A 26,368-nucleotide genomic window follows, 5' to 3' on the forward strand; every position below is an offset into this window, starting at 1 on the left:
CGATCGCGGCGTCGGGCCGCGCCGGCCAAGGGTCGCACGAGGCGTCGCGACGACGCCAATGCCCGCGTCTCTGCAGATGCGACCCGCAGGCACTAGAATGCCGCCCCGCCCGTCCGACCCAAGCCGCCGCCATGCATATCGTCGTCAACGAAGAACTCAAGGCCTACATCGATCCGCTCACGCCGGACGAACACGAATCGCTGGAGCGCAGCCTCCTCACCGAAGGCTGCCGCGACGCGCTGGTGCTGTGGGGCGACACGCTGGTCGACGGGCACAACCGGTACGGCATCTGCCGCAAGCACGGCATTCCGTTCAACACGGTGCAGAACGAGCGCTTTCAGTCGCTGGACGACGTGCACCTGTGGATGATCGAGCAGCACCTCGGTCGTCGTAGCGTCTCCGACTTCCAGCGCGGCGTGCTGGCCCTGCGCAAGCGCGAGATCCTTGCCGAGCGCCGCGCACGTGCCGCCGAGGCGGAGGCCGAGGGCCGCGAGGCGTCGCCCGACGTGCCGTTCGATACGACGGGCGCCCAGCCCGCGTCGGGCAAGGCGGCGCGCCCCAGCCCCACCGAGAGCCGCAAGGAGATCGCGCGCGAGGCGCGGATCAGCAGCAACCAGGTCGGCATGATCGAGAAGATCCGCAAGGAAGCCGCGCCGGAAGTGGTCGCGGCGGTGAAATCGGGCACGCTCTCGATCAGCGCCGCGGCGGCCGTCGCCAGCCTGCCCGAGGACGAGCAGCGCGCCGCCGCCACGGCGGGCGATTCCGAACTGAAGGAAGCGGCGAAGCGGGTCCGCGAGTCCCGCCGCAAGCCACGCGAGAAGCCCACGGACGAAGTGATGGCCCTGCGCGAGCAGGTCGCCGACCTCGAAGCCGAGAACCGCAACCTGCGCCGCGAGATCGACGCCCTCCGCGCCCGCCTTGGCGAAACCGTGCCCGAAGACGCCGACGAGGCGATGGCGGAGTAAGGTGGGAGGGGCCGGGAACTCCGGTGGCCTGCCGGCGTTCCAAGCCCCGGTACACCGGACGCGCCTCCCGAGCGTTCGAAGGCCTGAACCCGGAGCGTCCCCATCCATGAAATCGATTCTCGCCCTCGTCGCCACCTCGCTGCTCGCCACGGCCGCCATGGCCCAGCAGCAGAAACCGCTGAACCTCAACCTGCCACCCAACTTCGTGCCCGCGCCGGCCACGACGGCCGCCGCGCCGGCACCGGCCTCGTCGACCGCTGGCGCGCCCGCCGCCGCCAACGAAAGCGTGGCGATCACGCGCTCGCGTCCGCTGGATCCACCCGGCACGTATTACGGCGACACCAGCGGCCGCATGGCGGGAGCCGACGTCGACGACAGCCCCCGTTGCGACGACGCCACGTACAACGATCCGCAGGTGCATGGCAGCGTCAGCACCGGCGTGGTCAGCGCCAGCCGCGGTGGTGGCGGCAGCTATCAGGCCGGCGCGGTCAGCCTGAGCCAGGCCTTCGGCAGCTGCGATCACCCCAAAGGCGGGGTCAGCATCTCCGTCGGTGGGGGGCAGAGCAACTTCGGTCATGGACGGGGCCGCTGGTAATCCGGCGGGTGTAGCATCGGCCGGGTTGCCCGGACGAGCGCCTACCGATGCCCCAATCCAGCGCACTCTCTCAGCGCGGCCAGTTCCGCGCGATGTACAAGGGTCTCAAGGACGAGCGCCGCCTCGATCGCACACCGGTGATTTTCTGCGAAGGCGATTCGTGGTTCTCGACGCCCCTGGCGATGAATCTGCTGGACTGGATCGTCTCGCCCGCCCCCGACGACGAGGAGCGCGGCGTCCCGCAGTTCGGGCAGGGCGGGCTCTTCTTCCGCGTCGAGCGCAGCGGCGACCAGGCCGCGCCGCAGCGCGAACATCCGGGCCGTTCGATGTTCACGCGCGACAACGTCGACGACCTGCTCGGCTGGTTCACGACGTTCGACTTCGACGCCGTGCTGCTGAGTGCCGGCGGCAACGATTTCGTCGACACGTGGCTCGGCCACGCACTCCAGGGCCAGACGGGCCTGACGCCACAGGAGGCCTTCGCGGTGATCGAGGCCACCGGCCGTTACGACCAGGTGCGCGACGCGTACGCGTTCTTCCTCGACGCGTTCCATCGTGCGAAGCCGCAGGTGCCGTTCCTCGCGCACACCTACGACTACCCCCGGCTGATCGGCAGCAAGGCCGAGTTCGGCCTGCGCAATCTCGGCGTCGCCGCGTTGCTGAAGAAGTCGATCGGCCCATGGATCGGCCCGAACATCCGCGGCGCACTGGGTGACGACATCGCCAGGGGCAGGCAGTTCGCGAAGCTCATGATCGATGGCTTCGTCGAGCAGGTGCTCGACCCGCTGAAGAGGGATCCGCGCTTCGGCGGCATGTTCGACTACGTCGACCTGCGTGGGCTGTTGCCGGACGATGCGCAGTGGAACGACGAGATGCATCCGACCGAAGCCGGCTTCCACACGCTGGCCGGCGTCTTTCGCGCACGGCTGATCCAGAAGCTACCCGCCCGCAAGACGGGCGTGGAAGACGACGATCCGGTCGTCGGCTGACGGATCCGCGTCCCCGCTGCGCAGCCACGGCATGCGCGCGAAGGTCCGCGTGCAGGGACCGAGCGTGACGACGCGGATGTCGCGACGGCGCGCTTCGCGCTCGATGTTCGCGACGACGTCGCGCAGGATCGGTCCGGTGAACGGCGTGAACAGATAGAACACGTTCGCGTGCGAGAGATCCGCGTCGCGCGCATCCCCGACGGCCATCGATACATCGCGCAGCCCAAGGCGCGCGGCTGCCGCGCGTGCACTTTCCACGTAGGCGGCTTCGCGTTCGATGCCCATCGTCCGCGCGCCGGTCAGCACGTTGACGAGCATCGGCACGTGGCCGAGGCCCGCGCCGAGATCCAGCACCACGTCGTCGGGCCCGATGCGGGCACGCGCCGCGCCGTCGACGATGTGCCGCGCGGGGCTCGGCTGGTAGAACACCATGCCGGACGGTGGTGCGGCATGGGGCGCATCGGGTTCCTCGAGCGCGAGCACACCGGCGAGCACATGGTCGAAGACGTCGTAGTGCTGGCCGCTCGGGAAGCCGACGTCGAGCCATGGGGCGAACGCCTGCCGCCCTTCGCTACGGCGTATCGCGTCGCGCATCGTGTCGAAGCCCGAGGCGTCGACGGCCTGCATGGCATCGACGAGCGCCACCGCCCTGGCGACGACGGCAGCGTCGCGGGCCCCCAGCATCAGCAGTTCGAGCCGGTCGGCCGCTTCGGCGCGCCAGCGGAACGCCGCGGGATCGCGCCACGCGGCCTCCGCTTCGATCAGTTCGACGAACGTGGCGAGGGTCTCCATGACCGCCGAGCATATCGCGAGGGCCGTTGCACGAGCGTAACCGGGCGCGCAAACGTGCCGTGCGTCCTTGAGTTGCGCGGCCGGCGTATGGAATGCTCGGCCCTCGTTGCCATGAGGACCACCCGGATGAAGCACGCCCGCCGCCATCTCTGCGCCGCCGTCGCAGCCCTCGTCAGCCTGCCCGCGTTCGCGACGCCACCGCTGGCGACCCTGGTCTTCCGCGATGGCGGGCGCCCTGTGCTCAGCATCACCGATCCGCACGGCGCGGCGCTCGTCGACGAGACGCTCGGCCTGCGCACCACGGATGCGGACCTCACGCACGACCTGAAGCTGATCGGCACCTCGCAGCGACAGCTCACCGAGCATTACCGCATGACGGTGGGCAAACGCCTCGACCGCACGAGCAATCTTTCCGAGACGCGCTACGCGCTGCAGAACGCCAAGGGCCAGAAGCTTGACGTGGTCGTGCGCATCGGCAACGACGGCGTGGCCTTCCGTTACGAGCTGCCCGGAAAGACCCAGGCGACGGTCACCGGCGAAGCGACCTCGTTCGCCGTCCCCGCGAGCGCGCAGGCATGGCTGCTGCCGTACAGCCCGGAGTACGAGAAGGAGCGCTTCCAGATCACGGCCGGCACCGCCGCGGCCGGCCAATACGGCTACCCCTCGCTCTTCCGCGTCGGCGACAGCTACGTGCTCATCACCGAAGCCAACGCCGACGGACGCTACGACGGCAGCCGCCTCTCGCATACCGCGAACACCGGCGACTTCGCGCTCGTGCTGGCCGACGCGCGCGTCGACAGCACCGGCGTCACGCCGTGGCGCACGGCGATCATCGGCGACCTGGCGACGGTGACGGAATCCACGCTGGTCGACGACCTGGCCGATCCGGCGAAATTCGCTGACACCTCGTGGATCCGGCCTGGCAAGGTCGCCTGGTCGTGGCTCAGCGAGCACCAGAGTCCTTCGGATTTCACGCGTCAGAAGGCGTACGTAGACTTTGCATCGAAGAATCACCTTCCCTATGTGCTCGTGGACGAAGGCTGGAGCGACGCGTGGGTGCCCGAACTCGTCCGTTACGCCCAGGCGAAGCACGTCGACATCCTGCTCTGGTACCACTGGTCGAAGCTCGATACGCCGGCGAAGCGCATCGCGGAACTCACGCGGATCAAGGGCTGGGGCGTGAAGGGCGTGAAGGTGGACTTCATGGAGTCCGATTCGCAGGCGCGCTTCCGCTGGTACGACGAGACGCTGGCCGACACGGCGAAGCTGCACCTGATGCTCAACTTCCACGGCGCGACCATTCCGCACGGCCTGCAGCGCACGTGGCCGCACCTCATGACGATGGAAGGCGTGCGGGGCGCGGAGAACGACCCGCCCGTGGTCGGCAACACGATCCAGCCGTTCACGCGCAACGTCGTCGGCTCGATGGATTACACGCCGGTGGCGTTCGATGCCGGCCGCAAGGAGGCGTCGATCGCGCACGAGGTGGCGTTGCCCATCGTCTTCGAATCCGGCTGGACGCATTTCGCCGACCGCCCCGAAGCGTATGACGCACGCCCCCAGGCGCTGGCCTTCCTCGACCAAATTCCTACCGTATGGGATGAAACGAAACTGATCGGCGGCACACCGGGACAGGACGCGATCTTCGCGCGTCGCAGCGGCGATCGCTGGTTCGTCGGCGCCATCGCCGCCGGCGCGGCGCGCCGGCTCACCGTACCCCTGGCTTCCCTCGGCGTCGGCCCGTGGCATGCCGACATCGTGCGTGACGGCGCAGGGCGTGGCGACGTCGTGCACACGCGACAGAACGTCACGGCCGACGGCTCGCTGTCGTTCGACGTGCCGATGAACGGCGGCTTCGCGGCGATCCTCTGCCCGATGGCCAAGGGCCAGTTCGACAACGGCTGCTACCGCTAGAAGGGCAACCGCACCCGTCGCCACCACCGCCGGAACGGCGTGTGGTGGCCGGGGAAGGCGCGCGCCGCGGGAACACGCACGAGGATTTCCGTTCCGCCATCGAGGCGCGATGCGATCGACGGGACGCCACCCGCGGCGATCGCCCTCTCGCGGATACCGCGCAGTCCCCAATGGCCGTCGCGACCGTCGCGGAGCACGACCTGATCGATCCCGCGGCCATCGTCGCGCACGCTGAGCACGAGGTCGCAGCCTTCGAACCGCAGCTCCACGTCGATCCGGCTGGCGTGCGCGTGAGCGATCGCGTTGTGGATCGCCTCGCGGGCGATGCCGTAGAGCTCGTCGCGCACCAGGCCGTCGAGGTGCCGCAGTTCGGCGCTCACGGTGACCACGACGGGCACCGTGTGTTCCGTCGCATACGCCGCCGCGAGTTCGCGCAGAGCCACGTCGAGGCGACCCGATTCGCCGACGCTGGTACGCAGGTCGCGCACGCGATCCCGCGCTTCCACCATCGCCTCGTCCGCCCGGTCGAGCGCGCCTTCCATCGCCACGCGTAGCGGATCGTCCGGCGGCACGCGGTTGGCGATCGCCTGAAAACGCATGGTCAGGCCCTGGATGCTCTGCAGCAGCGTGTCGTGCAGGTCGCGCGCGATGCGCTCCCGCTCCGCATGCCGTTCCTGCAGGCGCGCACGCAGCTCCACCGAAATCCGGCGCAGGCGCGCCAGGAACGCGGCCCAGATCAGCAGCGCGACGACGATCGCGCACAGCACGTAGAACCAGGGCATCTGATAGAACGCCCGCGCCACGACGATGACGGTGGACGCACCCGCCTCGTCCCCTACGCCATCCTCGTTCGAGGCGACCACGCGGAACACGTAGCGACCCGGTGGCGGATCCGTGTAGATCGCCTCGCGATCGTTCCCCGCGTCGCGCCAGCGTGTGTCGATGCCCTCCATGCGATAGCGGAAGCGGACGCGCTCGGGCATGGTCAGGCTGGTCGCGGTGAACGCGATGCGCAGCCGCTCGGTGTGCGCGGGGATGCCTATCTCGGCGGTGGCCGGCCAGGTACCCGCGTCCGTGGTGATCGAGCGCACAAACACGGTGGGTGCGAGCGCGTTGCGCGGCACGTCGGCGGGGTCGATCGACACGATGCCGCTGGTGGTCGCGAACCACAGGCGCCCATCGTCCGCGACGACCGCGGTCGGAAGCGGGCGGAACTGCGCGGGGGTTCCCGGCAGGCCGTCGAGCGAATCGAACACCGCCACCTCGGGTCGGAACGCCGGATCGTCGAGCGCGTGGGCCATGTCGGCGGCGCGGATGCGCACGACGCCCTGCGCCGCGCTCGCCCAGAAATCGCCACGTCGGTCGCGCACCAGACCCGAGACGCCGCGCAACGGATCGCCGCGCGTCACGATCATGCGCGCGCGCCCACCGACGATGGCCGCGATGCCGAGTTCACCGCCGACCCACATGGCCGGGCCGTCGTCGAGCAACGCCGTGACGTTCCCGATGGCGAGTCCCTCGCGAGCGCCATACGTCGTGTCGCGCGCACCGTCGCGTTCCAGCACCGTGTTGCGGGCGAAGCCCATCCACACGTGTCCGCGATGGTCGCGTGCCAGCACCAGCGGCGCGGGGTCGTTGGCGAACGCGGGCAACGGATCGTGCGTCCATGCGCCGCCGCTGTAGTGGTAGATGCCGGGCCGGTTCAGAGACACCCATGCGCCGCCCTTGCCGTCGCCGACGATGGCCTGCACGCCCGAGTAATCGGGATACGGCAGCGGCGCGATCATCTCGGGCTCGCCGCCGTGCAAGCGCCACAGACCGTTGGGACCGCCGAGCCAGGTGCTGCCATCGGGGTCGCGACTTGCCGCCGTGATCGCCTGCGCCAGGTTCGTGCGGGTGATGCCGTCGAGACCGAGGTGGGTGAGCGGATGACTCTTCGTGCCGACCCAGACGCCGCTCGAGGCCGCGGCCACCATCGCGAAGTCGGTGGCGCCCGGCGGCTGCATCGCCGGTAGCAGGCGGCTGACACGGAACCGGTCGAGGCCGCGGCTCCCGCCAAACCACAGGTTGCCCTCGCGATCCTGGATCACGGCGGTGGCGTAGTCGGAACTCATACCGTCGCGCTCCTGGAAGCGCTGGGCGTTCGGGTCGTCGGGGCCGACCACCCTGCCCGCCAGCTCGCGCACGCGCGGTACGCGACGGATGCCGTTGCCCAGCGTCGGGGTCCAGAGCGCGCCGTCGCGATCGAACAGCAGCCCCGCCGAGGACAAGCGCAGCGACGGCCCGGCGGTCTGCGGGTCGGAGGCCGCCGTCCAGACGGGCCGGACGCCGCCGTCCGCTTCGGCGACCCAGATGGCACCGTCCGGCGCCTCGGCGATGCGATTGATCCGACCGACGTCCCGGGTAGCGATCCGGAAACGGTCGCCGCCTTTAGGCAGCCATGCGAGCACGTCCTCGGTGGCGACCCACAGCCGGCCTTCGCGATCCGTGGCCAGCGTGCGCGCGCGGTTGCCCGGAAGGCCGAGCGCCTCTCCCATGGGCTTCCAGCGGCCGTGATCGAACGCGGCCAGTCCGTTGAACGTCGCCGCCCAGATCGTGCCGTCGGGCGTCCGCGCCAGGGCGTACACGGTGCCGGACGGCAATCCCGATTCGCCCGCGTAATGCGTGGCGCGGTCCTTGTCGATGAAGCTGGCCACCCCGTAGCGGAACCCGACCCACAGTCCTCCCGAGGGCGGCGCGTAGAGCGACGCGACGCTGGAGGCGAGGAAATCGCCGCCTTCACGCGGGCGATAACGCTCGAAACGGACGCCGTCGAAGCGGTACAGGCCGGTCTGGGTGCCGAGCCAGAGGTAGCCGTCGCTCGTCTGCGCGAGCGCCGTCACCTGGCCCGGAGCGCCTTCGCGAACGGTCCAGGCCGTGTGGTAGTACTGGGCGAGATCGCGGTCGCGGTTGTCCATCGCCGCCGCGCCGACGGCGAACGCCAGCCAGCCGGCCAGGGCCAGCAGCGCGTTCCATCCCCGTGATCGCGTGCATGCGGGACGCATGCTTACCTCGTCAATCTTGCGAGGCGCAACGATAGCGCGCGCAAGGGTTCTACGTCCTCGTACCGTGCCGCCGGGATCAGCGCGCCAGACCCGCGTCGCGCAGGAACGCGAGGGAATCGGCCAGCACCCGCCCGGCCGCGGGCGATCGCTCGGGCGAGGCGAGCACATGGGCCGCCTGGTCGTAGGCGACCAGGCGACGACGCTCCGCCGGTGTGCCGAGCCACTCGAAGGCATCGCGCATCGCGCGCACCGACGTGAGGGTGTCGCGGTCGCCGTCGCCACCGTCCCATACGCCGAAAAAAACGGGACAGGCGATGGCGCTCAGGCGCTCCGGTCGCATCCATTCGATGAAGAGGTGCGCGATCGCCCGGTAGGCGTCGGTGTGCACGACGCTCGACCAGTAGCGCCGCTGGAACGGGCTGCGCTCGCCCGGGGGCTCGACGGCACCCTGCATCAGCACGGCGGCGCGCAGCTGGTCGGCGTCGTGGACGCGAATGCCGGGGGACCAGGCCACGATCGCGGCGATGGCTTCGGGACGACGCACGGCGAGGTCGAGCGCGAGCGACGCGCCCATCGACGTCGCGACCAGCACCACGCGCTCGCCCAGCGCGAGGCCGACGTCGAGTGCCTCGTCCGCGTCCGCGCGCCAACGCTCCGGCGTGATCCCCGCCATCGCGCCGGGTGCCGTGCTGCCGTGGCCGGTAAGGCGATTGAGGAACAGGTGCGCGTCGCAGGCATCGGCGATCGCGCGGTGCGCGGGCGCCCCTTCGGCCTGGCTCGCGGTGAATCCATGGACGTAGACGACGGACAGGCGGCGCCGCTCGTACGGCGCCGCGCCACGGAAGACGATGCGCGCCTCGTTATCGGGCTTGAGGTCGGGAACGGCGCGCTCATCCTCCGCGATCCGGGCGGCGACCGCATCCAGGCCGGACGGCGCCCTCATGCGTCCATCGCCGGCGCCATCTGCTCGCGCTGCGTCGTGACGAAGCGCTGCACGGAGCGGGCCAGCGCATCCACGTCGGGCACCGCGACGCGCATGTCGCCACCCGCTTCGAGCAGTACCGCGATGTCGTCGCAGACGCGCGCGGCTCCGGGGACGCCGAGATTGCCGAGCACGTTGCGCAGGGAATGCAGGGATTCCGACGCCATCGCGATGTCGCGTCCCAGGGCCGCCGCGCGCAGCATGTCGAAGTACTCGTCGGCCGTCCGTGCACACAGGTCGACGAATCCGGAAAACTCCTCGGGGCTGCTCAGCGCGCGCATGTCGTCGAGCGGCGTCTGGGCGTGGCTGGCGGACGGCTCGTCCACCTCCGTCTGCCAGCGCCGCGCCGCGCGATCGAGGCGGCGTTCCTCGGCCACCGACTCGATGACGTCGAGAAGGCGCTGCGCGGCGATCGGCTTGGTGAGATACGCCCGCGCGCCGGCGCGGAACGCGATGCGCACGGCATCGTGGCTGGAGTCGGCGCTCAGCATGACGATCGGCGGCACCGTGCGGATGCGTCGCGTGCTTTCGATCCGGCCGAGCACGTCCCAGCCCGAGCTGCCGGGCATGTGCAGGTCCATGAAGATGATGTCGAACGATTCGTGGTCGAGCCGCGCCAGCGCTTCGTCGCCACTGGCACAGAACACCGGCGCGTGTCCGGCGCGCTCGAGGATGCGCCCGACGATTTCGCGATTGGCCGCGTTGTCGTCCACCACGAGACAGCGCTGCGTGGCGACTCGCTCGCGGTGGTCGTCGAGCAGCTCCACCAGCGGCATCTCGGCGGCGCTGCGTGCGCCCGCCGCCGCGTGCGGCAGCGCGAAACGCCACGTGAAGATCGATCCACCCATCGGGTTGTCGGTCACGTCGAGCGAGCCGTTCATCTGCTCGGACACGTTGCGCACGATGTACAGGCCGAGACCCACGCCTTCCTGGCGGCGACCTTCGCCGACGCTCAGCTGATGGAACGGGTCGAAAATGCGCTGCTTGTCGGCGTCGGCGATGCCGATGCCGTTGTCGCTCACGGTGCAGACGATCGTGGGATCGCGGCCGCCGATGCCCGGCACGAGTTCGATGCGCACGTCCACCGAGCCGCCCGGTGGCGTGAACTTGAGCGCGTTCGAGGCGAGGTTGGAAAGCACCTGCTCGATACGACCGGGGTCACCACTGAAGACGCCCTCGACCGAGGCGTCGCGCGCGAGGCTGAACGTGATACGCTTCTCCGCCGCGAGCGACCGGCACACCGCGCCGACCGTCGCGAGCACTTCGTCGAACGCGAAGGACTGGTGCCGGAGAGTGAAGCTACCGCCGGCGAACGACGCGACGTCGAGCACGGCGTTGACCCGGTGCAGCAGGGCGTTCGCGTTGGTCGACAACAGGCCGACGAGGCGGCGCTGGTCGTCGCTCATCACGCCGGTGTCGACCAGCGACGCCGAATGGATCACGGTGCTCAGCGGCGTGCGCATCTCGTGGCTCATCATGGAGATGAAGCGGTGCTGCGCCTCGCGCGAGGCGATCGCCTCGGCGGACACGTCGCGAAGCGCGTCCATCACGCGATACAGCGTCATGGGGAGCACGATCACCAGCGCCAGCGCGTAGAGCGCGTAAGCCGGTCGCGCCACCCAGTAACCGTCCGGAGCGACGACGAGCAGGATCGCGACGGATGCCGCCACTCCGGCGCCGAACACGCGCCGGCTGTAGCGCACGCCGAGCGCTACCGACAGGAACGGAAGGACCGCGGTGAGCGTGATGACGAGCATGAAAGCGGCCTTGAGCAGCAGGGCCACCGCGACGAAATTGACGATGCTGCCCACGCCGTCGACGACGGCGCTCTCGCGGAGCGCACCGGCGCGGACGCCGAGCATCCAGAACGCGCTGAGCAGGAACAGCGTGACCGCCACGGGCACCACGCGCTGCGCTTCCGCCGCCATCGGCGCCGGGCCGTGCAGCCACGCGACGCTCCAGACGACGATGAATCCGAGGATCACCGTGCGCATGAGCGACACGTGGTACTCCCGGAAACTCGCCACGATGCGGTCGATGCGGGGATTGCGCAGCCGCTCGGCGACCTCGCTGAGCATCATCGGCCCGGCATGCTTGCCGTTACCGCCTTCGATCTTCATGCACGCGTGGTCCGACTTCCCCCCGATAACGTCCTAGTCTATGAACTCTGCGAGGGCTGGCAAGTGCGGTCGCAATAGGAAAGAGCATGTAATCGTTTACGACCCGATCGAGCCTGGTCGCAGGCGCCCAGGCCCGGACCGCTATCTCCCGGCTTTCGGCGAACCGCTTTTCTTCGCCGCGGCGCGCATCCGGGGCGCCTTGCCCAGTTCGACCCATGTCGGGGCGTGGTCGCTGGCCTTGGGCCGGTCGCGGACCCATCGGTCCACATCGGCGTCCTTCAGGCGGGCGGCGAGGTCGGGCGAGAGCAGCAGGTGATCGATGCGCAATCCCCTGTCCCGCGGCCAGTGCTGGCGGAAATAGTCCCAGAACGTGTAGATGCGCTCGTCCGGGTGGATGGCGCGGAGCGCGTCGGTCCAGCCCTGGGCGAGCAGCCGCGCGTACGCATCGCGGCTTTCCGGCTGCAGCAGGGCGTCGCGCCGCCAGTTCTTCGGATCGTAGATGTCGTCGTCGGTGGGCACCACGTTGTAGTCGCCGGCCAGCACCACGGGGTGGCCCGAGGCGAGCAGCGCGTTCGCGTGGCGGAGGAATCGCTCGAACCAGGCGAGTTTGTAGTCGAATTTCGGGCCCGGCTGCGGATTCCCGTTCGGCAGGTACAGGCATCCGACGAGCACGCCGTGCGCGACGGCCTCGAGGTAGCGGCTCTGCGTGTCCTTCGCGTCGCCGGGAAGGCCGCGCCGGCTTTCGACGGGGTCCACACCTTTCGCGAGGATCGCGACGCCGTTCCACGATGGCTGGCCCGCCCAGAGCGCCCCGTAGCCCGCCTCGTTGATCGCGTCGACGGGGAACGCGGCGTCCGTCGCCTTCAGCTCCTGCAGGCACGCGATCTCTGGCGACTCGCGCTCCAGCCACTCCAGAAGGTTCGGGAGGCGGGACCGGATGCCGTTGACGTTGTAGGTGGCGATCTTCATGTCGCGACTTTCCGCAACGCGCAGTCGAAGAGCGGTGACGGCAACGGCGCGTCGCCCCGTTGGCACCGGGGATTGGCACGACACTTGCCTCGATCTAAAAGACGACGAGATTCGCCTCCATCGACGCCCCCGCCGCAATAATTTTTTGCGACCCCGGTCAGCCACCATCGCGGGCCAGCGGAACCCGCTCAGGGAAAGCATTAATTGCCACAATTACCCATAGTTACATCGTTTTCTGCTGCAATGCGTCATGCCATTCGGACGGCTGGACGGCCGTACGAGAACGACGTCCGGGCGCTGGACAACCTCAACAACGTGCTGTAAACCGTTCGTCTAGTCCATTTGGATCGAGACAAATGGATGGTGTGGCGATGGAGCGCGGGCGGGGTCATCGAGGCTCCATCGCAGTACCGGACGGGGGTCCGGTGCTACGGCCCCGTGCCTTCGTCGTATTTCGGGGCATCACTTTTTCGGGGTTGGCATGAACAAGCACATTCTTCGCAGGAGCGCACTCGCACTGGCGGTCTGTACCTGCCTGGGCGGCGTTTCCAGCGTCTTCGCACAGTCCACCACCGGCGGCCTCAACGGCTCCGTTCCGGCGGGTGGCAACCAGACCGTCGTCGTCGAAAGCACGACGGGCTTCCGCCGCGAGATCGGCGTCGATGCCAATGGCCGCTACAGCGCCACGCAGCTTCCGCTGGGCACGTACAACGTCACCCTGATGCGCGACGGCGCGCCCGTGGATTCCCGCAAGAACGTCACCCTGCGCGTCGGCGCCAGCACGGACGTCTCGTTCGCCGCGGCCAGCACGGCGAGCAATGCGGAGAGCCTCGAAGGCGTGACCGTCACCGGCACCGCCCTGCCGAGCATCGACGTCACCGCGGTCGACTCGCGCACCGTCATCACCTCGGAGCAGCTCGCCCGCATGCCGCTCGGCCGTTCGGCCGAAGCCATCGCGCGCCTCGCTCCCGGCGTCGTGAACAACGGCGGCGGCTTCACCAGCGACACCGGCAAGTCGGTCGTCAGCTTCGGTGGCGCGGCGGCCAACGAGAACGCGTATTACATCAACGGCTTCAACACGACCGACCCGCTCAACGCGCTCGGCGGCCTGCAGCTCCCCTATGGCGCGATCGACCAGCAGGAAGTCTATACGGGCGGCTACAGTGCCCAGTACGGCCGTTCCGACGGTGGCGTGATCAGCCAGGTCGGCAAGCGCGGCACGAACGAGTGGCACTTCGGTGCGCAGCTGCTGTGGGAGCCGAACTGGGCGCGCGCGTCCGGCCCGAACCTGCATTACGCGAACACGCCGGCGTCCGCACCGGCCGGCGACCTGTATCAGCCGAAGAGCCAGAACGACAAGTGGACCACGACGGTGAGCGCTTATGCCGGCGGCCCGCTGATCAAGGACAAGCTCTTCTTCTTCGTCGCGGGTGAATTCGAGAAGACGGGCCAGCGCAACGTGAACCCGGTGGGCAACGGCACCCCGGCGTCGACGAACTACTACTCCAATCCGCGCTGGTACAGCAAGCTCGACTGGAACATCAACGACAGCAATATCGTCGAGCTGACCAGCGTCGGCGACAAGCGCGAAGGTTCCGGCACCCGCTACAGCTACAACTACGCCGATCTGTCGCGCCGCGCGCGTCTGGGCGACGTCAACGACACCAAGACCGGCGGCGACCTGTGGGTCGGTAAGTACACCGGCTACCTCACGGACAACCTCACCATCAGCGCCACCTACGGCAAGATGTCGAGCAAGAACTACGAGCAGCCGACCGAGTACGACCCGAATCTCGTTCGCGTCGACAACTCGGTGCGCCAGAACCCGGCGCTCAACGGCGGCACGCCGATCCAGAACAGCCAGGTGGGCAACATCAGCTCGCCGGCGCGTGGCAACAAGTCGACGAACCTCCGCTTCGATGTCCAGTACGTGGCCGGCGATCACACGCTCATGGCCGGTATCGACAACGTCCGCTCGCGCGTCATCGCGTTCGGCGACGCCAGCCCGGGCCCGGGCTACACCTGGAATTACGGCCAGTCCGCCGACCCGAACGAGGCGATCAACGACACGCCGGGACGTAACTTCGTGCCTGCACCGGGCGGTTTCCCGAACGGCGGGCAGGGTTACTGGGTCCAGCGCAACATCGTGAGCAACCTCGTGAACGTGCGCTCCGACCAGAAGGCGCAGTTCATCGAAGACAAGTGGCAGGTCAACGATCGCGTGCTGCTCACGGTCGGTCTGCGCAACGACCAGTTCACCGACTACAACCAGTTCAGCCAGGCGTTCATCAAACAGACCCGTCCGCAGTGGGCGCCGCGCCTCGGCGCCGCGTGGGACGTGAACGGCGACGGCAGCTTCAAGGTCTACGCCAACGCCGGCCGTTACTACCTCGGCCTGCCGCTCAATCCGGCGACCGGTGCGGCCGCGGGTTACACATCGACGCAGCAGTACTACACCTACTCCGGCATCAACCCGGTGGACGGCAGCCCGACGGGCCTGACGCAGTTCAGCGGCGTGGTCTCGGGCAACAACTCGTACGGCATCCCGCCTGACCCGCGTACCGTCGCCGCGAAGGATCTGAAGTCGGAGAACCAGGACGAGTACATCGTCGGCTTCGACAAGAGCTGGAACGAGAACTGGACGTACGGCGTCAAGCTGACGCAGCGCAAGCTCAACGCGGTGATCGACGACTTCTGCGACCTCGACGTCGTGAAGAACAAGGCGGAATCGCTCGGATATGAAATCGGTTCGACGAACAGCTGCTACCTCGTCAACGGCGGCCATTCGAACCAGTTCACGCTGATCGACACGGCCGGCAATCCGTTCGTCGTGCCGCTCAGCCGCGAAGAGATGGGCATGCCGAAGACGAAGCGTAAGTACTACAGCGCCGAGTTCTACACCGAGCATCAGTTCGACGGCACGTGGTACGGCAAGTTCGACTACGTGTTCTCGCGCTCCTACGGCAACACCGAGGGCCAGGCCCGTACCGATACGCGCCAGGCCGGCGCCGCCGGCAGCGTGGACTGGGACAACCACTGGGTCATGGACGGCGCCAACGGTCCGCTCGGCAACGACCACACGCACGTGTTCAAGGCGTACGGTTACTGGCAGCTCGCGCCGGAGTGGCAGGTCTCGGGTAACCTCCAGGCCATTTCCGGTGCGCCGGAAGTCTGCCTTGGCTATTACGGTCCGGACCAGCAGGATCCCGCGCTCTACGGCAGCTCGTACCACTGGTGCGACGGCAAGCGTTCGCCCCCGGGCGACAAGGGCCGCCTGCCGTGGACGTTCCAGCTCGACCTGGGCGTGACGTACCGTCCGGAGTGGGCCGGCTCGAAGCTGGCGTTCTCCGCGAACGTGTTCAACGTGCTCAACCAGCAGCGCGCGACGTTCCGCTACCCGACCGAGTTCGAGTCGCGCGGTACGCCGCACCCGATCTACCGCGTGCCGCTCATCACCCAGGACCCGCGTTACGCGCGTCTGGCGGTCAGCTACGACTTCTAAGGGCGCATCGCGCCTGACAAGCATCCCTGTGTGACACTTGCGCCCCTCTCCGTAAGCCGGCTACTCCCCAGCCGGTTTACGGGGACCGGGCGCTCTTTTTTTTTATGGGATTCCGCTTCGGGTAAGAGCCCGATGCGATCAGCGGGCCTCGCCCGAGGCCGCCACCACCATCTCGATGTAACCGAGGATCTCTGGAATCGGCAGGTCGAAGATGCCGGCGTCGCCGTTGTCGTACGCCTGGCGCCACACGGCGTAACCGTCGCGCCATGCCTCGTCCGTGTCGGCAGCGCCTTCGTGGGCCAGCAGGCTCGCATCGAGGGTGGCCCGCGACACCGCCGCGTGGTTCATGGCCGGCTGTGTGCCGCCCGGCAAGCGATGGTTGCGCAGTTTCACGCCGAGGATCGAGACGTGGAACACCTCGCCGTCCTCCGGCTCGCGATCGATCCGGCGAATCGCCACGCGGGACGCCTCCTCGCCGGGGCGGGTGCGGTATGTCCAGGCCTGGCCCACGGCATAGTCGGGGTTCGTCACCGGCGGTCCTCTTCACATGGGGCGGCCCCGCATCTTAGTGCAGCGAAGGCGCACCGGACCGATATGCCTTAAACTGGTGCCCATGAGCGCACACCCCCGGGTGTGGCGCCACGCGCGAGGCAGCGCGGCCCCGGGCCGCTTCCCCAGCCGAAACTCGAGGCCCGCGCGCAGCGCCGGCCCGCCCTTTTTCGTCTTCGAGGTTTGATAAACCATGGTGGCATTGGCGACCGAGCACGTCATCGACGTGCACCACTGGAACGACAGCCTTTTCAGCTTCCGCACCACGCGCGATCCCGGGTTCCGTTTCGAGAGCGGCCACTTCGTGATGATCGGCCTGGAGGTCGATGGCCGGCCGCTGATGCGTGCCTACTCCATCGCCAGCGCGCATTACGAGGAGCACCTGGAGTTCTTCAGCATCAAGGTGCAGGACGGCCCGCTGACGTCGCGGCTCCAGCATCTGAAGCCGGGCGACCCGGTGATCGTCAGCCGTAAGCCCACCGGCACGCTCGTGCTGAACGACCTGAAGCCGGGCAAGCGCCTTTACCTGCTCGGCACCGGCACGGGTCTCGCGCCGTTCATGTCGATCATCCGCGACCCGGACACCTACGAGCGCTTCGACCGCATCGTGCTCGCCCACGGCGTGCGCCACGTCAACGATCTCGCCTACTCCGACTACATCGAGAAGGAGCTGCCGAACCACGAGTACCTCGGCGAGCTGGTGCGCGAGAAGCTGATCTACTACCCGACCGTGACGCGCGAGCCGTTCCGCAACCGTGGGCGCATCACCGACGCCATCGCCGACGGCGAAATGGCGCGCGTTACCGGCCTGCCGCAACTCGACCCGGCACACGACCGCGTGATGCTCTGCGGCAGCCCGTCGATGCTCGACGATATCTGCGTGCTGCTCGACGGCGAGGGTTTCCAGGCATCGCCGCGTACCCGCGAGCCGGGGGATTACGTGATCGAGCGGGCGTTCGTCGAGAAATAAGCGCCTTTGGGTGGAAGCCAGCCTGCTGGCGATGGATGCTCGCCGCGAGCTCCCATCGCCAGCAGGCTGGCTCTCACCGATCAGCGCCTTATGCGCCCCTGCCCTTCGTTGTCCCAATAGCCGAAGACCTTCCGCGCGATGAGCTTGTAGAGCCGCTTCCCCGTCGCACGCCACAGGCGCGAGTGCGGTGCGGGCTGCGCGAGGATCGCGAGCTGTCGCACCGACAGGCGGTCTCCCGCGTACGTCCGCTTGTGCTTCAGGAGGTGCCGCAGGTCTTCGCGCGCGAGCAGGCGGAACAGCGCGCCGCGCCTGCCGCGGGTCCACGCGATCTGGAAATCCACGAGCCCGGGCGTGCCATCCTCGCGTACCAGCCAGTTCGGCTCCTTGGCGAGGTCGTTGTGCACGATGCCACGACGGTGCAGCCGGGCGAGCAGCCGCAACGCGTCGCGATAGTACGCGGGATCCACCGGGCGCCCGGCCTGCATCGGCTCGCCGGCCATGTAACTGCGCTCGAGCACGCGCCCGTTCCAGGCGAGCAGGCGTGGCACGCCGTCGAGCCCGTCCAGACGCGCCAGCGCCCTCGCTTCTCGCGCGGCGGCGCGGCGTGCGAAGCCCCGCGCCCACCAGCGCGCGGCGCCGATGTCGCGACGGATCAGCAGCACGCCATCGCGCTCGACGCGTTCGATACGACCGAGTTCGTCGGCCTTGAGCAGGGTGACGGCTTCCGTCATCGCGTTATGCACAGTATCCCTAAGGTTCGTTGACGCGCCCTCTGCCATGGGAAAGGCTAAGATGCGGGGCCTCGCATCGTAAGAGAACGCAAGATGCTCGTGCGACACATCCTGTCGCTGGTCTTCGCCACGGCCGGGCTCGCCGCCTGCCGCGACGGCGCCGACCGCACGAACGACGGCGACAGGCAGCCGCCGCCGCAGGCGAGCGCGCACAAGGATACCGAATCCGCCACGCAGGACCTCTACACCATGGAGGTCTCGATGCCCGATCTGCCGCCGGGCGCCGCCGCCCTGCGCGGACAGATCGACTGCTACGTGGAGCGGCAGAAACGGCATTTCCTGGCGAGCCTGCGCGAGCCGGGCGCGCGCGAGAGCGCACGACAGCTTCCGTGGGACCTCAACCTGGACATCGCGGTGGCCTCCCGCACGGACCGCTTCATCAACGTGCAGGTCGACGGCTCGGCCTTCACCGGCGGCGCGCACCCGGCGCCGATCGTCGACAGTTTCACCTACGACATGCAGGAAGAGCGGGTGATCGGCATCCGTGAGTTCTTCGACGACCCGCACGCCGCGGAGTCCGCCTTCGCTTCCGAGGCGCGTCGTCAGCTCTTCACCGCGCTCGACGACCAGGAACAGCCGCTGGCTTCCGACAGCGAACAGATCGATCTCGGTACGGCACCCGGCAAGGACCACTATCGCGTCTTCAGCCTGCTGACCGGGCCGGACAACAAGGTGCACGGACTCACCTTCATCTTTCCGCCCTACCAGGTGGCCTCGTACGCCGCCGGACCGCAGGCCATCGACGTACCCAGCGAGGCATTTTCGGCATTTCTCAAGCCCGAGTACCGCGAGGCCTTCCGCTGATGGAGTTCTTCCTCTACCTGCTCGCCGCCTTGCTGATCGTCGGCGGCGTGGCCGGCGCGATCCTTCCGGTGCTTCCCGGCATCCCGATGATCTTTGGCGGCATCTGGCTCGCCGCCGCCGTGGACGATTACCAGCATCTCGGCTGGGGCTGGCTGATCGCCATCGGCATCGTCGGTGCCGTGGGTATCGCGCTGGATTTCGTCTCGGCGTCGTTCGGCGCGAAAAAGATCGGCGCCAGTCCGCGTGCCCTCTGGGGCGCCGGCGCAGGCACCGTGATCGGCATGTTCTTCGGCATCCCGGGACTCATCGTCGGCCCGTTCGCCGGCGCGGTGGTCGGCGAACTGTGGTCCGGCGAAAGCGTGCTCCGCTCCGCGCACGTCGGCGTGAGCACATGGGTGGGCATGCTGGTGGGCATCGTCGCGAAGGTCGTCCTCTCCTTCCTGATGATCGGCATGGCGGGGCTCGCCCTCCTCTTCGCCTGACGGCCAAAGGTCACATGGCGGACCGTACCCCCAGCGGCTAGTCTTCGGCGGACCACCCGGGGAGATACGCATGTTCCGACGACTCACGCTCGCCGCCGCCGTGACGCTCTGCATCGGCAGCCTGCACGCGCAGACCGCGACCCAGCCCGCCTGGATCGCCCGCAGCAACGCCGACGCCCAGCCCTTGCTGGACGTGACCGCCCGCTTCAGCCCGGAGTCCGCCTCGGAGATCGGGGTGAAGGGATACGACGAGAAGACCGCCGACCTCGGCCCCGACACGGACAAGCGACAGCGCGCGGCCCTCGTCCAGGTACGCAATACCGTGAATCGCCGCCTCGCCGAGGAGAAGGATCCGAACGTGAAGCAGGATCTTCAGATCCTGCTCAAGCAGATCGACGGCTCCATCAAGGGCATCGACCTCAACGACAGATACATGCTGCCGTGGTTCGACGCCGGCGAGATCATCTTCGGCGGCGAGTTCACGCTGCTGAACGCGGAAAGCACGGCGGAGCAGAACGAGGCCGCGCTCGGCCGCCTCAAGTGCTACGTGGGGATGACCGCGGGATGCACGCCGCTGGTCGATCAGGCGCGCGCACGCACCACCGAAAAGCTCGGCGACAAGGCGCTCCTCGGGCCCGTGAAGGCGGACGTGGAGCAGAAGCTGGGCAACACGCAGCGCTACGTCGACGGCATCCGCAAGCTCTTCGCGGAGAAGAAGATCGCTGGCAGCGACGAAGCCATGGCGAAGCTCGACCAGCAGCTGAAGGATTACAACGCCTGGGTGAAGAATACGGTGCTGCCGCGCGCACGCACGGACTTCCGCCTGCCCGAGGCCATGTACGCGTACAACCTGGAGCAGGTCGGCCTCGATATCGCGCCGCGCGACCTCATCGATCGCGCCGAGCTCGAATTCATGGAGACGACGTATGCGCTGCAGATGATCGCGCCGGTCGTCGCGAAGGCGGAAGGCCTTCCGGATGGCGACTACCGCGACGTGCTGAAGGCGCTGAAAAAGAAGCAGCTGGCGAAGGAAAAGGTCGAGCCCACGTATCACGCCGTGATCGTGAGGATCGAAGACATCATCCGCAAGCAGCGCATCGTCGAGCTGCCGAAGCGCAAGATGGCGATGCGCCTCGCATCGGAAGCCGAGAACGCACGCTCGCCCGCGCCGCACATGGATCCCCCGCCATTCATCGGCAACACCGGTCAGCGCGGCACGTTCGTGCTCACCACGGGTAACCCGCCCGCCGACGGCGAGAAGACCCAGAGCTACGACGACTTCACCTTCGAAGCCGCCGCGTGGACGCTCACGGCGCACGAAGGCCGGCCGGGCCACGAGCTGCAGTTCGCCGCGATGGTCGAACAGGGCGTGTCGCTCACGCGCAGCCTCTTCGCGTTCAACAGCGTCAACGTCGAAGGCTGGGCGCTTTACGCCGAAGCCGAGATGGTGCCGTACGAGCCGCCGGCCGGTCAGTTCATCGCCCTGCAGTTCCGCCTGCTGCGCGCCGCGCGCGCGTTCCTCGATCCCATGCTCAACCTCGGCCTGATCGACCGGGAGCGCGCTCGTCAGATCCTCGTGGACGACGTGGGCCTGTCCGAACCGATGGCGCGCCAGGAACTCGATCGCTACACGCTCAACTCGCCGGGCCAGGCCACGGCGTACTTCTACGGGTACACGCGTATCCTGCAGCTGCGCGCGGAAACCCAGACGAAGCTGGGCAAGGCATTCGACCGCAAGGCGTTCAACGACTTCCTGATCGCCCAGGGCCTGCTGCCGCCGGACCTGCTGGCGGAAGCGGTGCGGACGCGCTTCGTGCCGGAGCAGTTGAAGAAGGCGAAGTAGCCTTGCTCAGGTGGGAGCCAGCCTGCTGGCGAATGGGTGCCTGGCGCGAGCACCCGTTCGCCAGCAGGCTGGCTCCCACCACGAGCTATACAGCGTGGTGGGCACCCGGAATCACGTAAAGCAACACCGCCAGGTAGTGCAGCACGCTGCCGGCGAGCACGAAGAAGTGCCAGATCGCGTGGTGGTACGGCAGCTTGCGCGCCATGTAGAACGGCACGCCGGCGGTATATGCCACGCCGCCGCCGAACAGGAGCAGAAGACCACCCATCGGCACGTTGTCGCGCAGCGGTTCGATCGCGATCACCGCGACCCATCCCATCGCCACGTACATCGCGACGGCGGCCTTGCGGTAACGCTTCAGCAGGCCGAGTTCGGCGGCGCTGCCGACGATCGCCAGCGTCCAGATCGTGGCGAACAGACCCCAGCCCCACGCCCCCGGCAACGCGAGCAGCGTGAAGGGCGTGTACGTGCCGGCGATGAGCAGGAAGATGGCGATGTGGTCGAGCGTGCGGAGCACGCGCTTCGCGACGACGCCGGGAATCGCGTGGTAAAGCGTCGATGCCGTGTAGAGCAGGATCAGGGTGGTGCCGAACACGGAGCTGGCGACCACCGCGCGTGCGCCGCCGTACATGGCCGAGAACGCGACCAGTACCGCGAGGCCCGCGATGCTGAGAACGAGACCGATGCCGTGGATCACGCTGCTGGCGACTTCCTCGCCGAGGGGATAACGCGGCTGCGCGCTGTCGAGAACCATGACTGCTCCGGAAAGACCTACCTGACCGGTCGAGGGTAACCGAAGTCGCCGTGACGAACGCGACCGACCTTGCCGGAACCGGAGATTGACCGCGACGTCCCCGCCGGTGTTCCATGGGCGCATGACACTCGAACTGCTCGTGCACATCGGTCGTCTTCCGCCGCAGGGTGCCGGCCTGCGTGCCGCGCTGGCCATGGCGTCGCGCATCGGCGCACGGCTCGACGCGCTCTACGTCGTCGACCTGCCCGCCGCCGCCTTCACGGTGCCCGAGGCCGTGCCGATGCAGCTCGATGCGGTTCGCCAGCGGGCCAGCGACGCGAAAGCGATCGCCGCCGACTGGGCGACGTTGCTCGGATCCCGCGATCTGCGCGGCAACTGGCGCGTCGGCAACGGCGACACGGTCACCGTGCTGGCCCACGCCTCGGCCGGCTACGATCTCGTCGTGATGGAGCGCTCGTCGACGATGCGCGGCGACGCGCCGGTCGGTTTCGGCGTGGTGTCGCGCACCGTGTTCGCGTCCAGCCGCGGCGTGCTCGTCGTCCCCGAAGCCGCCACCGTCGACACGCTGGGCGAGCACGTGCTCGTGGCCTGGAGCGGCAGTCGCGAATCGGCCCTGGCCGTGCGCTCGTCGCTGCCCATGCTGCGCACGGCGTCGCGCGTCACGGTGATCGACGGCAGTCGCGACGAGGACATGGGCACCTGCGCCCTGCCCGACACGGACATCTGCGGCTGGCTCGATACCCACGGCGTCAAGGCCGAGGTGCGCCGGCTCGACGACGCCGCGCTCGCGGCGCCCGGCCCCGCGCTGCTGGACATCGCCCACGCCGAAGGCGCCGACCTGATCGTCATGGGCGCCTGGGGACGGTCGCGGCTCTCCGAGATGGTGCTCGGCGGCACCACGCGATACCTCTTCATGCAGTCCGACGTGCCGATGCTCGTCGCCCATTGATGGCCGTCTGGACGGCCCTCTTGCAAGTTCCCGCGACCGGCGCCTAATCTGCAACCGGACCCGAACACGATCCCCGCCGGTCCCCACCGGCCGTGTTCCCGACCGCGCATCACCTTCCCCCACGTTGCAGGAGGTGGCTCATGTCGTTCGCTCGTCCGCACGCCCTCGCCGGATGCCATCCGGATACCGTCCGCATCGTCGCGATGAGCGCGGCGATCGCCCTCAACGCCGCCGCCCTGCTCGCCGTCATGCGACCCATGGTGGCGACGCTGTCGTTCGATCCACCAGCCACCCCGACGATTCGCCTGATCGATCATTCGGCGGAACCGAAGGTCGCCCCTCCCCCGCCCATCGACCTGAAACCGCTGCCGGTCAAGCGCATCACCGTACCCGTGCGTCAGGCGAAGCCGCTCGAGATCGTGACGCCCACGGTCGTGGCGCCACCGACCGACGAAGGCACGGCGGCCGTCCTGCCGGACGCCCCCGTCGCGCCGGCGTTGCCGACACGACCGGCGGCTCCCGTGGAGGCGACGCTCGCGTACGTGTCGGCACCGGCACCGGTCTACCCGCGCGTCGCGATCGCGGCGCGCATGCAGGGAACGGTCACGCTGCGCGTGCTCGTCGACGAGACGGGCAAACCGATCGACGTGGTGGTCGAAAGCAGCAGCGGGCATGCCGTGCTCGACAAGGCGGCCCGCGCGCAGGTTCTCGCGAACTGGCGGTTCCAGCCGGCGACGGCGAACGGTCAGGCGGTCAAGGCCTGGGCGCGCATCCCGGTGAGCTTCGATCTGCGACAACTCTGAAAGCGGATCGCAGGAGCGCGCCTTGCGCGCGACAGCTTCGCGACGAGCCGCGGGCTCTGTTGCTTCATCCCCAGAAGCTGTCGCACGCGAGGCGCGCTCCTGCCCTTCAACGCGGCGCGAGCACCACGTCCGGCTTGCGGGTGGCCCGCGCGATGGCCCAGACGACGAGGGCGATCAGCGCGACGGGCACCAGCACGGGCAGCAGCGCGAGGGCGACCACCGGGGCGATGGCGAGCATCGCCACGCCGCCGATGACGGCGCCGAGCATGCCGCCGACGAGGCTGAAGATTCCACCGATGATCCCGAAGACCAGCTTCAGGACCGCGCCGACCAGGGCGAACAGGATCCAGAAGCCAACGGCGAGAACGACGAGCGAGCTGAGGAAGATCATGGCCGGTACTCCGTTGCGGGGTAACCGCCGGAGGGCGGTCAACGGCTTCGATGCGGCGGGTCGCGAAAGGGTTTAAGCGCTTCCGGTTACGGGGCTTTAACAGTCGGCATGGTCCACTCCTGCACAGTTGATCTGCCCGGACCGCCCTTCCATGGGTAAGCGCACTTCCATCATCAGGACCTTGCGGGACATCGCGTTCGATCTGTCGGACGGCCCGCATCCCGATCTCGCCTCCATGGGGCGGGAAGTCGGTCGTGTGTTGCACGGCCGCACCGGGGAACTCGCCGAAACGCTCGGCCCCTTGCGCGAGCGCCGGCGCGGCTTCGAGCGCTGGATGCTCGCCGAACGCGCGAAACCGGCGGTCAGCGTGCTGGTGATGGCCTGGCCGCCCGGTTATTCGACGCCGGTGCACGACCACGGCGGACTATGGGGCCTCGAGGCCACGATCGCCGGGGCGCTCGAAGTGGAATCGTTCGACAAGGGCGACACGGATCATTCGCTGCGCAGCACGGGCCGCACCTGGCTCGGGCCGGGCGACGCGACGTGGTTCGACGCCTCGGAAACCCACACCCACCGTTGCCGCAATCTGTCGCGACACGAAACCGCGCTCACGCTTCACGTGTACGGTGGCGATCTGGCACAGTACCTCGCATACGAGCAGCCCGGTCCTTCCGGACACTGGATAGCACGACCGAGGCAATCGATCATCGCGGGACGCCTGACGGCCTGACGGTCTCACGGCCCTCCACCCCAGCCAACGGGCGAAGGACCAAAGCATGTTTCATAAGGTCGCCATCATCGGCGGTGGCGCAGCGGCGGCGACGCTGGTGAGCGAACTCCTGGAGCGACGCACTTCGCGTCCGCTTCATCTCGACTGGTACGCAGGCGGCCCCGAAGCCGGCCGCGGCATCGCCTATGGCACGCCGTCGGCGCAGCACCTGCTCAACGTGCGCGCGGCGTCGATGGGCATGTTCGTGAGCAAGCCCGGCGGATTCCTCGAATACGCGCAGGCGATCGATCCGTCGGTCAAGGGCTCCGATTTCCTGCCTCGCCGTCTCTACGGCGATTTCCTGCGGTCGCGCGTCGAGCAGGCACTGAAGAACGCCGGCTCGTTCGGGCACGACGTGAACGTGCTGCCGTTCACCGCCGACTCGCTGGTGCCGTCGGCCGAGGGTGTCGCCATCGGCTACGGCGACGGCGAATCGCACGCCGAGGCCGCGGTGCTCGCCATCGGCTCGCTCCCTCCCCGCCCGCTGCCCGGTGTCGAAGACGCCGCGATCGCTAGCGGGCGCTACGTCGTCGACCCGTGGCCGTTCCTCGCGAACGCCGTGCCGGACGATCGTCCGCTGCGCGTCCTCGTGATCGGCCTCGGTCTGACCGCCGTCGACGTACTGCTCGAACTGTCGGCACGCTGGCCCAACGCGCATTTCGATGCGCTGTCGCGACACGGCAAGCTGCCCGAGCCGCACCTCGCCACCGCCTCGGCGCCCGCGGACGACGGCGGAGAACTCGTCGATTCGATGCGGGACGATCCGAATATCCGCACCTGGCTGCGCCGGCTGCGCGAGGCGACGACGAACGCGGAGGACTGGCGCACCGTCATCGACGGCCTGCGGCCGCATACGCAGTCGCTCTGGCGCGATCTGCCACGCGCCGAGCGGGCACGTTTCCTCCGCCATGCCCGCTGGGCATGGGAACGCGCGCGGCATCGCATGCCACCGGAGGTCACCGCGAAGATCGAGGCGCTCGAACAGGCGGGTCGCCTCACCCGCGGCCGTGGTCGCATGCGCTCGGTGCACCTCTCGCTCGACGGTGCGCTCGACGTGGCCCGCGTCGCGGCAGGTGGCGTCGACGTGGTGCAGTCCTACGACATCGTCATCCAGACCGTCGGCCTGAACACCGACACGCAGCGCACCGAACACCCGCTGATACGCCAGCTCGTAATCGGCGGCCACGTGACGCCGGACAGCCTGGGCCTCGGTCTGAAGGCGGAGCCCAATGGCCAGCTGCACGACGGCAACGACCGGCCGCGATCGAACCTGTTCGCGATCGGCAGCCTGCTGCGTGGCGCGCTATGGGAGTCCACCGCGATTCCGGAGATCCGCAAGCAGGCGCAGGCTCTTGCGAACCTGCTGCTCGCCGACGACAAACACCGCTGAC

General features: G+C 68.5%; 21 protein-coding genes and 1 pseudogene. 13 read left to right on the top strand and 9 right to left on the bottom strand.

What is annotated here, in order from left to right:
- Positions 1 to 131: 131 nt before the first annotated feature.
- The 3 genes from BMX32_RS03840 (at position 132) to BMX32_RS03850 (ending at position 2,549) form a co-directional block, all read left to right on the top strand.
- Positions 132 to 965: a plasmid replication/partition related protein gene (locus tag BMX32_RS03840; protein WP_089974657.1), complete on the top strand. Its 834-nt coding sequence runs from the start codon at positions 132 to 134 to the stop codon at positions 963 to 965.
- A 106-nt stretch (positions 966 to 1,071) separates the two neighbouring features.
- Positions 1,072 to 1,560, top strand: a complete 489-nt coding sequence (locus BMX32_RS03845) for a hypothetical protein (RefSeq protein WP_089974661.1) — start codon at positions 1,072 to 1,074, stop codon at positions 1,558 to 1,560.
- Between the two features lie 47 nt (positions 1,561 to 1,607).
- Entirely contained in the window at positions 1,608 to 2,549 is a 942-nt protein-coding gene (locus BMX32_RS03850) for a hypothetical protein (protein ID WP_089974665.1), read from the top strand.
- Here BMX32_RS03850 and BMX32_RS03855 read toward each other — a convergent pair.
- Positions 2,499 to 3,341 carry a methyltransferase domain-containing protein gene (locus BMX32_RS03855; RefSeq protein WP_089974669.1) on the bottom strand — a complete coding sequence of 281 codons (843 nt, stop codon included), beginning with the start codon at positions 3,339 to 3,341 and terminating at the stop codon, positions 2,499 to 2,501. The genes BMX32_RS03850 and BMX32_RS03855 overlap by 51 nt on opposite strands.
- Positions 3,342 to 3,467: 126 nt before the next feature.
- Between BMX32_RS03855 and BMX32_RS03860 the strand changes: the two genes are divergently transcribed.
- The gene (locus BMX32_RS03860) at positions 3,468 to 5,255 is read left to right on the top strand and encodes a glycoside hydrolase family 97 protein (RefSeq protein ID WP_211664167.1); all 1,788 of its coding nucleotides are present in this window, start codon (positions 3,468 to 3,470) and stop codon (positions 5,253 to 5,255) included.
- Here BMX32_RS03860 and BMX32_RS03865 read toward each other — a convergent pair.
- The 4 genes and pseudogenes from BMX32_RS03865 to BMX32_RS03875 form a co-directional block, all read right to left on the bottom strand.
- Positions 5,252 to 8,299, bottom strand: a complete 3,048-nt coding sequence (locus BMX32_RS03865; RefSeq protein ID WP_170843554.1) for a sensor histidine kinase — start codon at positions 8,297 to 8,299, stop codon at positions 5,252 to 5,254. The genes BMX32_RS03860 and BMX32_RS03865 overlap by 4 nt on opposite strands.
- A gap of 76 nt (positions 8,300 to 8,375) precedes the next feature.
- A complete protein-coding gene (locus BMX32_RS18595; RefSeq protein ID WP_170843555.1) occupies positions 8,376 to 9,242 on the bottom strand; it encodes an alpha/beta hydrolase in 867 nt (288 codons plus the stop codon).
- Complete coding sequence (locus tag BMX32_RS03870) at positions 9,239 to 11,401, bottom strand: hybrid sensor histidine kinase/response regulator (RefSeq protein WP_089974679.1); 2,163 nt, start codon at positions 11,399 to 11,401, stop codon at positions 9,239 to 9,241. The genes BMX32_RS18595 and BMX32_RS03870 overlap by 4 nt, the downstream gene beginning before the upstream one ends.
- Positions 11,402 to 11,605: 204 nt before the next feature.
- Positions 11,606 to 12,370 (bottom strand): annotated as a pseudogene (locus BMX32_RS03875) (exodeoxyribonuclease III); the annotation flags it as partial.
- A 481-nt stretch (positions 12,371 to 12,851) separates the two neighbouring features.
- On the opposite strand from BMX32_RS03875, the gene BMX32_RS03880 reads away from it, so the two are divergent.
- The gene (locus tag BMX32_RS03880; RefSeq protein ID WP_089974685.1) at positions 12,852 to 15,872 is read left to right on the top strand and encodes a TonB-dependent receptor; all 3,021 of its coding nucleotides are present in this window, start codon (positions 12,852 to 12,854) and stop codon (positions 15,870 to 15,872) included.
- Between the two features lie 138 nt (positions 15,873 to 16,010).
- Here BMX32_RS03880 and BMX32_RS03885 read toward each other — a convergent pair whose 3' ends face one another.
- Complete coding sequence (locus BMX32_RS03885) at positions 16,011 to 16,403, bottom strand: hypothetical protein (protein ID WP_089974688.1); 393 nt, start codon at positions 16,401 to 16,403, stop codon at positions 16,011 to 16,013.
- Positions 16,404 to 16,614: 211 nt separating this feature from the next.
- On the opposite strand from BMX32_RS03885, the gene BMX32_RS03890 reads away from it, so the two are divergent.
- On the top strand, positions 16,615 to 17,391 hold the full coding sequence (locus tag BMX32_RS03890) for a ferredoxin--NADP reductase (RefSeq protein WP_089974691.1): 777 nt from the start codon (positions 16,615 to 16,617) through the stop codon (positions 17,389 to 17,391).
- 80 nt (positions 17,392 to 17,471) lie between these two features.
- Here the strand turns inward: BMX32_RS03890 and BMX32_RS03895 are convergent, their stop codons facing one another.
- Positions 17,472 to 18,122, bottom strand: a complete 651-nt coding sequence (locus BMX32_RS03895; protein ID WP_089974693.1) for a protein kinase family protein — start codon at positions 18,120 to 18,122, stop codon at positions 17,472 to 17,474.
- A 93-nt stretch (positions 18,123 to 18,215) separates the two neighbouring features.
- Here BMX32_RS03895 and BMX32_RS03900 point away from each other — a divergent pair, with 93 nt between their 5' ends.
- The 3 genes from BMX32_RS03900 (at position 18,216) to BMX32_RS03910 (ending at position 21,311) form a co-directional block, all read left to right on the top strand.
- Positions 18,216 to 18,986: a DUF3298 and DUF4163 domain-containing protein gene (locus BMX32_RS03900; RefSeq protein WP_089974696.1), complete on the top strand. Its 771-nt coding sequence runs from the start codon at positions 18,216 to 18,218 to the stop codon at positions 18,984 to 18,986.
- Positions 18,986 to 19,468 carry a DUF456 domain-containing protein gene (locus BMX32_RS03905; protein WP_089974699.1) on the top strand — a complete coding sequence of 161 codons (483 nt, stop codon included), beginning with the start codon at positions 18,986 to 18,988 and terminating at the stop codon, positions 19,466 to 19,468. Before BMX32_RS03900 ends, BMX32_RS03905 begins: the two co-directional genes overlap by 1 nt.
- 70 nt (positions 19,469 to 19,538) lie before the next feature.
- Positions 19,539 to 21,311: a DUF885 domain-containing protein gene (locus BMX32_RS03910; protein ID WP_089974702.1), complete on the top strand. Its 1,773-nt coding sequence runs from the start codon at positions 19,539 to 19,541 to the stop codon at positions 21,309 to 21,311.
- Between the two features lie 85 nt (positions 21,312 to 21,396).
- Here the strand turns inward: BMX32_RS03910 and BMX32_RS03915 are convergent, their stop codons facing one another.
- Positions 21,397 to 22,065, bottom strand: a complete 669-nt coding sequence (locus tag BMX32_RS03915; protein WP_089974705.1) for a PAQR family membrane homeostasis protein TrhA — start codon at positions 22,063 to 22,065, stop codon at positions 21,397 to 21,399.
- A gap of 85 nt (positions 22,066 to 22,150) precedes the next feature.
- Here BMX32_RS03915 and BMX32_RS03920 point away from each other — a divergent pair, with 85 nt between their 5' ends.
- Positions 22,151 to 23,014 (top strand): universal stress protein, encoded by an 864-nt coding sequence (locus tag BMX32_RS03920; protein WP_089974707.1) that lies wholly within the window; start codon positions 22,151 to 22,153, stop codon positions 23,012 to 23,014.
- Between the two features lie 140 nt (positions 23,015 to 23,154).
- Positions 23,155 to 23,817 carry an energy transducer TonB gene (locus BMX32_RS03925; RefSeq protein ID WP_089974711.1) on the top strand — a complete coding sequence of 221 codons (663 nt, stop codon included), beginning with the start codon at positions 23,155 to 23,157 and terminating at the stop codon, positions 23,815 to 23,817.
- Positions 23,818 to 23,923: 106 nt separating this feature from the next.
- Here BMX32_RS03925 and BMX32_RS03930 read toward each other — a convergent pair whose 3' ends face one another.
- Positions 23,924 to 24,208, bottom strand: coding sequence for a hypothetical protein (locus BMX32_RS03930; RefSeq protein WP_089974714.1), 285 nt, complete (start codon positions 24,206 to 24,208; stop codon positions 23,924 to 23,926).
- A gap of 151 nt (positions 24,209 to 24,359) precedes the next feature.
- On the opposite strand from BMX32_RS03930, the gene BMX32_RS03935 reads away from it, so the two are divergent.
- Positions 24,360 to 24,938, top strand: a complete 579-nt coding sequence (locus tag BMX32_RS03935; RefSeq protein ID WP_089974717.1) for a cysteine dioxygenase — start codon at positions 24,360 to 24,362, stop codon at positions 24,936 to 24,938.
- Positions 24,939 to 24,984: 46 nt separating this feature from the next.
- Positions 24,985 to 26,367, top strand: a complete 1,383-nt coding sequence (locus BMX32_RS03940; RefSeq protein ID WP_089974720.1) for an FAD/NAD(P)-binding protein — start codon at positions 24,985 to 24,987, stop codon at positions 26,365 to 26,367.
- Position 26,368: the final 1 nt, after the last annotated feature.

The sequence above is a fragment of the Luteibacter sp. UNCMF331Sha3.1 genome (assembly GCF_900109915.1).
Lineage (GTDB): Bacteria > Pseudomonadota > Gammaproteobacteria > Xanthomonadales > Rhodanobacteraceae > Luteibacter.

Excerpts from the sequence above, each read along its gene's own strand:
- BMX32_RS03840 (WP_089974657.1), top strand. The coding sequence starts at position 132 with ATGCATATCGTCGTCAACGAAGAACTCAAGGCCTACATCGATCCGCTC.
- BMX32_RS03845 (WP_089974661.1), top strand. The coding sequence starts at position 1,072 with ATGAAATCGATTCTCGCCCTCGTCGCCACCTCGCTGCTCGCCACGGCC.
- BMX32_RS03850 (WP_089974665.1), top strand. The coding sequence starts at position 1,608 with ATGCCCCAATCCAGCGCACTCTCTCAGCGCGGCCAGTTCCGCGCGATG.
- BMX32_RS03855 (WP_089974669.1), bottom strand. The coding sequence starts at position 3,341 with ATGGAGACCCTCGCCACGTTCGTCGAACTGATCGAAGCGGAGGCCGCG.
- BMX32_RS03860 (WP_211664167.1), top strand. The coding sequence starts at position 3,468 with ATGAAGCACGCCCGCCGCCATCTCTGCGCCGCCGTCGCAGCCCTCGTC.
- BMX32_RS03865 (WP_170843554.1), bottom strand. The coding sequence starts at position 8,299 with ATGCGTCCCGCATGCACGCGATCACGGGGATGGAACGCGCTGCTGGCC.
- BMX32_RS18595 (WP_170843555.1), bottom strand. The coding sequence starts at position 9,242 with ATGAGGGCGCCGTCCGGCCTGGATGCGGTCGCCGCCCGGATCGCGGAG.
- BMX32_RS03870 (WP_089974679.1), bottom strand. The coding sequence starts at position 11,401 with ATGAAGATCGAAGGCGGTAACGGCAAGCATGCCGGGCCGATGATGCTC.
- BMX32_RS03880 (WP_089974685.1), top strand. The coding sequence starts at position 12,852 with ATGAACAAGCACATTCTTCGCAGGAGCGCACTCGCACTGGCGGTCTGT.
- BMX32_RS03890 (WP_089974691.1), top strand. The coding sequence starts at position 16,615 with ATGGTGGCATTGGCGACCGAGCACGTCATCGACGTGCACCACTGGAAC.
- BMX32_RS03895 (WP_089974693.1), bottom strand. The coding sequence starts at position 18,122 with ATGACGGAAGCCGTCACCCTGCTCAAGGCCGACGAACTCGGTCGTATC.
- BMX32_RS03900 (WP_089974696.1), top strand. The coding sequence starts at position 18,216 with ATGCTCGTGCGACACATCCTGTCGCTGGTCTTCGCCACGGCCGGGCTC.
- BMX32_RS03905 (WP_089974699.1), top strand. The coding sequence starts at position 18,986 with ATGGAGTTCTTCCTCTACCTGCTCGCCGCCTTGCTGATCGTCGGCGGC.
- BMX32_RS03910 (WP_089974702.1), top strand. The coding sequence starts at position 19,539 with ATGTTCCGACGACTCACGCTCGCCGCCGCCGTGACGCTCTGCATCGGC.
- BMX32_RS03915 (WP_089974705.1), bottom strand. The coding sequence starts at position 22,065 with ATGGTTCTCGACAGCGCGCAGCCGCGTTATCCCCTCGGCGAGGAAGTC.
- BMX32_RS03925 (WP_089974711.1), top strand. The coding sequence starts at position 23,155 with ATGTCGTTCGCTCGTCCGCACGCCCTCGCCGGATGCCATCCGGATACC.
- BMX32_RS03930 (WP_089974714.1), bottom strand. The coding sequence starts at position 24,208 with ATGATCTTCCTCAGCTCGCTCGTCGTTCTCGCCGTTGGCTTCTGGATC.
- BMX32_RS03935 (WP_089974717.1), top strand. The coding sequence starts at position 24,360 with ATGGGTAAGCGCACTTCCATCATCAGGACCTTGCGGGACATCGCGTTC.
- BMX32_RS03940 (WP_089974720.1), top strand. The coding sequence starts at position 24,985 with ATGTTTCATAAGGTCGCCATCATCGGCGGTGGCGCAGCGGCGGCGACG.